Source organism: Flavobacterium sp., assembly GCF_044349645.1.
Classification (GTDB): Bacteria; Bacteroidota; Bacteroidia; order Flavobacteriales; family Flavobacteriaceae; genus Flavobacterium.
This window is the reverse complement of record NZ_JBIKQP010000052.1, coordinates 1-7,523: the sequence shown is the minus strand read 5'-3', so window position 1 is coordinate 7,523 and position 7,523 is coordinate 1. Positions and strand designations below refer to the sequence as shown.

The 7,523-nt window shown below is 31.9% G+C and carries 8 protein-coding genes and 1 tRNA gene; 4 read left to right on the top strand and 5 right to left on the bottom strand.

All coding sequences use genetic code 11. The features are described 5' to 3' along the window. Positions 1-302: 302 nt before the first annotated feature. The 4 genes from AC9UFV_RS08855 to AC9UFV_RS08840 all read right to left on the bottom strand — a co-directional run bounded on the left by AC9UFV_RS08855 (position 303) and on the right by AC9UFV_RS08840 (position 2,314). Positions 303-863: a hypothetical protein gene (locus tag AC9UFV_RS08855; protein ID WP_509574949.1), complete on the bottom strand. Its 561-nt coding sequence runs from the start codon at positions 861-863 to the stop codon at positions 303-305. A gap of 71 nt (positions 864-934) precedes the next feature. Further along, entirely contained in the window at positions 935-1,807 is an 873-nt protein-coding gene (locus AC9UFV_RS08850) for a glycoside hydrolase family 25 protein (protein WP_509574947.1), read from the bottom strand. A 59-nt stretch (positions 1,808-1,866) separates the two neighbouring features. Next, a complete protein-coding gene (locus tag AC9UFV_RS08845; RefSeq protein ID WP_509565725.1) occupies positions 1,867-2,028 on the bottom strand; it encodes a hypothetical protein in 162 nt (53 codons plus the stop codon). Positions 2,029-2,232: 204 nt separating this feature from the next. Continuing rightward, positions 2,233-2,314, bottom strand: a tRNA-Leu gene (locus AC9UFV_RS08840). 109 nt (positions 2,315-2,423) lie between these two features. Here AC9UFV_RS08840 and AC9UFV_RS08835 point away from each other — a divergent pair. Further along, entirely contained in the window at positions 2,424-3,812 is a 1,389-nt protein-coding gene (locus tag AC9UFV_RS08835) for a dipeptidase (RefSeq protein WP_509574945.1), read from the top strand. An 86-nt stretch (positions 3,813-3,898) separates the two neighbouring features. Further along, on the top strand, positions 3,899-4,387 hold the full coding sequence (locus tag AC9UFV_RS08830) for a DUF1761 domain-containing protein (RefSeq protein WP_509574943.1): 489 nt from the start codon (positions 3,899-3,901) through the stop codon (positions 4,385-4,387). Positions 4,388-4,445: 58 nt separating this feature from the next. On the opposite strand, the gene AC9UFV_RS08825 is transcribed toward AC9UFV_RS08830, so the two are convergent. Beyond that, positions 4,446-5,444: a TlpA family protein disulfide reductase gene (locus AC9UFV_RS08825; protein ID WP_509574941.1), complete on the bottom strand. Its 999-nt coding sequence runs from the start codon at positions 5,442-5,444 to the stop codon at positions 4,446-4,448. A gap of 117 nt (positions 5,445-5,561) precedes the next feature. On the opposite strand from AC9UFV_RS08825, the gene aspS reads away from it, so the two are divergent. Beyond that, a complete protein-coding gene (gene aspS, locus AC9UFV_RS08820) occupies positions 5,562-7,313 on the top strand; it encodes an aspartate--tRNA ligase (RefSeq protein ID WP_509574939.1) in 1,752 nt (583 codons plus the stop codon). Between the two features lie 127 nt (positions 7,314-7,440). Next, the coding region (locus AC9UFV_RS08815) for a cold-shock protein (RefSeq protein WP_315180310.1) at positions 7,441-7,523 on the top strand (83 nt) is incomplete at its 3' end.

Here is a 7,523-nt window from a genome sequence, read left to right as displayed (position 1 = left end):
GAATACTACGTCAACTACTGGCCCAATGATTTGCGATACTTTTCCTATTACTTTTGACATTGCTTATGTATTTATTAAATAGCTAATTAGACTTGTAAAAAACAAATTTTCTAAACGGAATATTTAGGTTTGTTTTTCAAGGCGCAAAGATAATTTTTTAAAACATAAAAATCAACACTATTCTTATAAAAAAATCGTGTTTTTTAAATATTTTATTATTTTCGATTTAAAGAGGTTGAAAATAAAGGTAAAAAGGCAAAAAAATAATAAGTGAAATTGTAATTATTAAATTACTAAACCTTCTATAACCTTACTGATAGAGCAATTGTTTCAGCAATTCTTTTCAAAAGTTTTACCTCTGAAATTCCGCCGGTAAGCTTTATTTCATACATTACATTATTATAATTATTTTTCATAAAGTAATACATTACGCTACATTGTCCTTCCAATGGGCTACTAATTTTTGTGTAAAGAATTGTGCTGCCTTTCTTGTATCTGTTGTATGAAATTAACTTATAATTTTCAGCGGTCTTTCCTAGCTTAGTAGCTTTAACATCTATGGTATACTTGTAAAAAGCAGTATCCAATTTTTCTTTTTTAGAATTTTCGTATCTTGAAACAGCAAATAAAATAGGCTTACTTTTAGATTTTCCAATTGAGCTTAAAAAAATAACATTAGGATTTACTTTTTTTAAAGTAACTAATAATTCTGCCATATTCACATTTGGTTTTGGAAGAACTAATGAAAATTCACTGTTAATTATTAGACGATCGTTGTCTTGTAATTTATTAAAACTAAAAGACCCAATTATTAAGAGGAATAAACCTAGAATTATAATATAATTTATACGTTTCTTTTTCATTATTTTTTATTTATAAATAGATAGAATTAAATTAATACAAAGAATAAAGATGCTGAAATAATAAAAGCAACTTATTTTAAACAATAATTCTTTTTTAACTTAACAAGATCCCCTTTGAAATTATTACCATCAACACTTTCCGGAATTCCTTTTACAATCACTTTTTCTGTAAATTGATGTAGATCCCATTCTAAACCGCTAACACTTTCCTCATTCGAATAGGAAGCAATCCATAGTGGACAATCATCAAATTCATCTTCTAAAAAATTTCTGTAAAACTTTCTACCGGTATATATAATTGGTTTTACACCGTATTTTTTTTCACACAAATTAACCCAATTTCTTATACCTTTAATAAGATTGTCTTTACCTAATTTACTCTCAGTTTCAATGTCTAACACCGGAAACAAATCTCCTTTTTCCAGTTTAACTGTCGAAGAAAATAAATTAAATTGCTTTTTAGAATTGACATCCGGTCTATAAAAATGATACGCGCCTTTGATAAAACCTATTTTTTCGGCTTTCTCCCAATTATAATGAAATCTCCAATCTACAAATTTTTGACCCTCAGTTGCTTTAATAAAAACATACTTTATAGGATGCTTAGATTTTTTAACTTCACTCCAATTAATGTATCCATTGTGATGGGAGACATCTATTCCAAATAAATAATTTGATTTTGAAATAGAACTGTTTTCAGTTTTAAATGGATTTGAAATATAATTATTCAAATATAAAAATGAAACAACAAACGATCCAAAAATAGCGACATAAATTAATTTTCTTTTCGTTTTTGACTGGGGAAATTGATTGGTAAAAATATTAATTATTGATTTTCTGTAATGGAATAAAGTCCAAAAAAATAATACTACGAATACAAAAAATAGTAAACTCCTAATTGGATAATTGGTCACCAAATGTTTTAAATATTTTATATATTTCATTACGCTAACCAATTATTATAAAAATTAAATTTTAAGGTTTTTCAATTATATTCCGATTCCTATTTTTGAGAAAAAATAAAAATAGCAATAGCAATTAATACAATTATCCAAACTATTGTTCCACAACCAGAACTTAAAGTATCTAAAAAATTATCTCCTTTTTTTCTTGATAGTAACCCTATAATGAACACTATGACTATAATTCCAATTAAAAATCCCATAAATAATTAATTTTACACTGATATTTATTTCAAAAATAAATAAAAAATTATAAATAAATCAATAAAAAACAACGCCCCTTAGTTATCGTATCGTTTTGTTTATTTAACGTTTAAAATCAACACCATAGTACTCACTTATAAAATTAAAATTTGATAAAATAAAAAACCTCAAAAAACTAAATTGTATCTTGAGGTTATATTACGTGCGGATAATAGGACTCGAACCTACACGCCTTGCGGCACCAGATCCTAAGTCTGGCATGTCTACCAATTTCACCATATCCGCAAAATTGAGAGTGCAAATATACAATTAATTATAAATTTTGAATTATTAATTATAAATTTTTTCAAACTCTTTTTTGTATTTTTGGAATTCTAAAAACTACTCTTTTAATATGGATACAATAAAAACCTACGTTCAAGAAAACAAGACTCGCTTTATCAACGAGTTAATTGAATTATTAAAAATCCCATCTGTGAGTGCCGATCCCGCTTATTCTCAAGAGGTTTTCAACACCGCCGATGCTGTAAAATTGAGTCTTGAAAAAGCCGGTTGCGACTTTGTAGAAATTTGCGACACTCCTGGATATCCTATCGTTTATGGGGAAAAAATTATCGATAAAACACTTCCTACTGTATTAGTTTATGGCCATTATGATGTGCAGCCACCAGATCCATTAGAACTTTGGACTTCACCCCCATTTGAACCCGTTATTAAAGCAACGGATATTCACCCGGAAGGCGCCATTTTTGCAAGAGGCGCTTGCGATGATAAAGGTCAAATGTACATGCACGTTAAGGCCTTAGAATATATGGTGCAATCGAATTCATTACCTTGTAATGTGAAATTTATGATTGAAGGTGAAGAAGAAGTGGGCTCTAAAAGCTTAAGCTGGTTTGTAGAATGCAACCAAGAAAAACTAAAATGCGATGTGATTTTGATTTCTGATACCGGAATGATTTCCAACCAACAACCGTCAATTACCACAGGATTACGCGGATTGAGTTATGTAGAAGTGGAAGTTACAGGTCCAAATCGTGACTTGCATTCTGGTTTATATGGCGGGGCTGTTGCCAATCCTATCAACGTACTTTCAAAAATGATTGCTTCTCTTCATGATGAAAACAATCATATTACGATTCCAGGGTTCTACGATAATGTAGAAGAATTATCACTTGAAGAACGTGCTGAAATGGCTAAAGCACCTTTCAATTTAGAAAAATACAAAAAAGCCTTGGAATTAAATGACGTTTATGGAGAAACAGGTTATGTAACCAATGAAAGAAATTCTATCCGTCCCACATTAGATGTAAACGGTATTTGGGGAGGTTATACTGGTGAAGGCGCTAAAACAGTTATTGCTAGTAAAGCTTTCGCAAAAATATCAATGCGTTTGGTTCCAAATCAAGATTGGGAAAATATCACTAAATTATTTTCACAACATTTTACCAGTATTGCGCCAGCAGGAGTTACCGTGAAAGTTACCCCTCATCATGGTGGTCAAGGATATGTAACACCAACAAACAGTATTGGCTACAAAGCCGCAAATATGGCTTACACTGAAACTTTTGGAGTGCCTGCAATTCCAGTTCGCTCAGGCGGAAGTATTCCAATTGTAGCGTTGTTTGAAAAAGAACTAAAATGCAAAACTATTTTAATGGGATTTGGATTAGATAGTGATGCTATTCACTCGCCAAACGAACATTTTGGGATTTTCAATTACCTAAAAGGAATTGAAACCATACCATTATTTTATAAATATTTCGTTGAATTAAGTAAATAATATTCAATTACAAACTATTAAAACCCATACTTAATTGTAGGGGTTTTTTTATATATTTGTTTTTATTAACCACTAAATATTTTATTATGGAAATGAATTTTTTATCGCCTTTAGTTGCTGCTTTCACAACTTTGCTAGTAGGTTTTATTTGGTATCATCCGAATGTTCTGGGAACTTTGTGGATTCATGAAGCCGGTTTAACCAAAGAGGAGTCTGAGAAGGGAAATATGTTTAAAATCTTTGGCCTTACTTTTATTTTTTCAATTTTTATTGGAATAATAATGCAATCTTTAACTATTCACCAATTTGGAGCTTTAGGAATGATTGGAGGTGGCACTAAATTAGCAGAAGCAAAACCTTCTTTTATGGCCTTCATGGCCGATTATGGAACAGCTTTCAGAAGCTATAAACATGGTGCATTACATGGGTTTTTCACTGCATTATTTTTTGCTTTCCCAATGATTGCAATCAATAGCTTATTTGAAAGAAGATCTTGGAAATACATCTTTATTCATTCAGGATATTGGATCGTATGTTTAACGATTATAGGCGCTATTGTTTGTGGTTGGACCTAAATAAAAATAAAAAAAACCGGTTTCAATTGAGACCGGTTTTTTTATATACTATTTTTTTTTATTTCAATAAAGAATCTAATTGCTCTGATAGTTTTGGAGATGACGGTCTTGCGGCATCTGCACTTACAATTTTTCCAGTTGGATCTATTAAAATAAATCTTGGAATACTATTGATGCTGTAGCTTTTCATAAAATCTGAATTCCAATCTTTATCTGCAAAAAGCTGAACTCCTCCCAATTGTTTTTCTGCAACAAATTTTTTCCATTTCTCGAAGTCTTTTTGAACATCTACAGAAATACTTACGAAAGCAATATTTTTACCTTCATATTTTTCTTCTGTCTTTTTCAAAAATGGAATTTCAGCACGACATGGTCCGCACCAAGTAGCCCAAACGTCTATATAAACGTATTTCCCTTTAAAATCTGAAAGTTTCGTATTTCCTCCTTTAAAATTCAAATAATCAAAAGGTGCAGACATTGTATTATTTAACAATTGCTTTTTTTGAGCTTCCCCAAAATATTGCTTCATTCCCATTTTATTACCTTCAATATTCTTTTTTTGCAATTCAATAAAAGCAGGATCTAAATTGCTGCTTTCTAATTTTGCTAAATTGGCATTGCTGATTTCATCAACCTTGGCGTTAAAATCGGCTTCTTTTAATGCAAATATTTTATCATAATCTAATTTGCTGTCTTCTATTGTTGCTTGCGCTAAATAATTGTTTTCATTTGCTCCAACACCAGTATAAACAATAGATTCGTCGAATTTTTTTGCATCCATTTTCAAACTTAAGTCGTAACCATTTTTCAAATACAAACTAGTCACTTCTACCCCATCATACATTTGATACAACCCGTCTTTCACATTTAAAGTGTCTTTAAAAAACCCGTCTTTGTTGACTTGGATCTTTTTATACACCTTTTTATTATCTCTAATAGAAATAAAATCTGTGTTTTTATTAGCAATTTCAGCTTTAAAAATCACAAAGTTGTTAGATTGAGCAACACTCAATATTGAATATCCTAGGAAGAATCCTAATAATACTATTTTTTTCATTTGGTAAAAATTAAATTTAGACTTCAAAGATACGGGATTTAAATTTTTAAAATAAATTTTATCTCTAAAACCTTAATCAAAAACAAAATAGTATTTTTGCAATCTAAAATTACAATAATGTATAGAAGTCATTCTTGTGGCGAGTTAAACGCTACTCATATTAATACAGAAGTTACACTTGCGGGTTGGGTTCAAAAATCGCGTGATAAAGGATTCATGAATTGGGTCGATTTACGCGATCGCTATGGAATTACCCAATTGTTATTTGACGAAAGTCGTACCGAAAAATCCATCTTTGAACTAGCGAAAACGCTAGGCCGCGAATTTGTAATTCAGGTAAAAGGAACTGTAATTGAGCGAGAATCTAAAAACGCAAATATGGCGACTGGCGAAATTGAAATATTAGTTTCGCAAATGACTATTCTGAATGCGGCTTTAACTCCACCATTTACCATTGAAGATGAAACGGACGGTGGTGAAGACATCAGAATGAAATACCGTTATTTAGATATTCGAAGAAATCCCGTAAAAAACAGCCTGCTTTTTCGCCATAAAGTGGCGATGGAAGTTAGAAAATATCTTTCTGATTTGGATTTTTGCGAAGTAGAAACTCCTTATTTGATTAAATCAACACCAGAAGGCGCTAGAGATTTTGTGGTTCCAAGTAGAATGAATGCTGGACAATTTTATGCATTACCGCAATCGCCACAAACTTTCAAACAATTATTGATGGTGGGTGGAATGGACAAATATTTCCAAATTGTGAAGTGTTTCCGTGATGAAGATTTACGCGCCGATAGACAACCAGAATTCACGCAAATAGATTGCGAAATGGCGTTTGTTGAGCAAGAAGACATTTTGAATGTTTTTGAAGGGTTGACCAGACATTTATTGAAAGAAATCAAAGGAATTGAAGTGGAAAAATTCCCGAGAATTACCTACGATTATGCGATGAAAACCTACGGAAATGACAAGCCAGATATCCGTTTCGGAATGGAGTTCGGTGAGTTAAACGATGTAGCGCAACACAAAGATTTTTCTGTTTTCAATTCCGCTGAATTGGTAGTTGGAATTGCCGCTTCAGGAACCGGAGACTATTCTCGAAAAGAAATTGATGCCCTAATTGATTGGATGAAACGCCCACAAATTGGCGCTTTAGGAATGGTTTATGTAAAATGCAACGAAGACGGCACCTATAAATCATCGGTTGATAAATTTTATGACCAAGAAGATTTAGCAAAATGGGCTCAAATTACAGGTGCAAAACCAGGCGATATGATATTTGTTCTTTCGGGTCAAGCCGATAAAACAAGAACGCAACTTTCAGCATTAAGAATGGAATTGGCAACCCGTTTAGGATTGAGAAATCCAGCTGAGTTTGCTCCATTATGGGTAGTAGATTTCCCATTATTAGAATTAGACGAAGAATCTGGAAGATGGCATGCTATGCACCATCCATTCACTTCTCCAAAACCAGAAGACATGGAATTATTAGCTACCAATCCAGGAAAAGTTCGCGCCAATGCTTATGATATGGTATTGAACGGAAACGAAATTGGTGGAGGTTCAATCAGAATTCACGATAAAGCAACGCAGCAACTAATGTTTAAATATTTAGGATTCACCGAAGAAGAAGCACGAAATCAATTTGGTTTCTTGATGGATGCGTTTCAATTTGGGGCGCCACCACACGGAGGATTAGCATTTGGATTGGATCGATTGGTTTCTATTTTGGGTGGTCAAGAAACAATTCGTGATTTTATAGCCTTCCCAAAAAATAATTCGGGTCGTGATGTAATGATTGATGCACCCTCAATTATCGATGAAAATCAGTTAAATGAGTTGCATATTCAACTTAAAATGGAATAATTTCTTGGTTTAAAACCCTCGAAAACACTGAAAATCAATAATTTTACGAAAAAAAATGCCTGCAAATGATTTTCGTATTACAATATAGTTTACATTTGTGACATTATAAATTATTATTATTTTTACAATGCGTACAGGAACAGTTAAATTTTTCAATGAATCAAAAGGTTACGGATTCATTACAGACGAAGAAACAGGAAAAGACATTTT

Excerpts from the sequence above, each read along its gene's own strand:
- AC9UFV_RS08855 (WP_509574949.1), bottom strand. The coding sequence starts at position 863 with ATGAAAAAGAAACGTATAAATTATATTATAATTCTAGGTTTATTCCTC.
- AC9UFV_RS08850 (WP_509574947.1), bottom strand. The coding sequence starts at position 1,807 with ATGAAATATATAAAATATTTAAAACATTTGGTGACCAATTATCCAATT.
- AC9UFV_RS08845 (WP_509565725.1), bottom strand. The coding sequence starts at position 2,028 with ATGGGATTTTTAATTGGAATTATAGTCATAGTGTTCATTATAGGGTTA.
- AC9UFV_RS08835 (WP_509574945.1), top strand. The coding sequence starts at position 2,424 with ATGGATACAATAAAAACCTACGTTCAAGAAAACAAGACTCGCTTTATC.
- AC9UFV_RS08830 (WP_509574943.1), top strand. The coding sequence starts at position 3,899 with ATGGAAATGAATTTTTTATCGCCTTTAGTTGCTGCTTTCACAACTTTG.
- AC9UFV_RS08825 (WP_509574941.1), bottom strand. The coding sequence starts at position 5,444 with ATGAAAAAAATAGTATTATTAGGATTCTTCCTAGGATATTCAATATTG.
- aspS (WP_509574939.1), top strand. The coding sequence starts at position 5,562 with ATGTATAGAAGTCATTCTTGTGGCGAGTTAAACGCTACTCATATTAAT.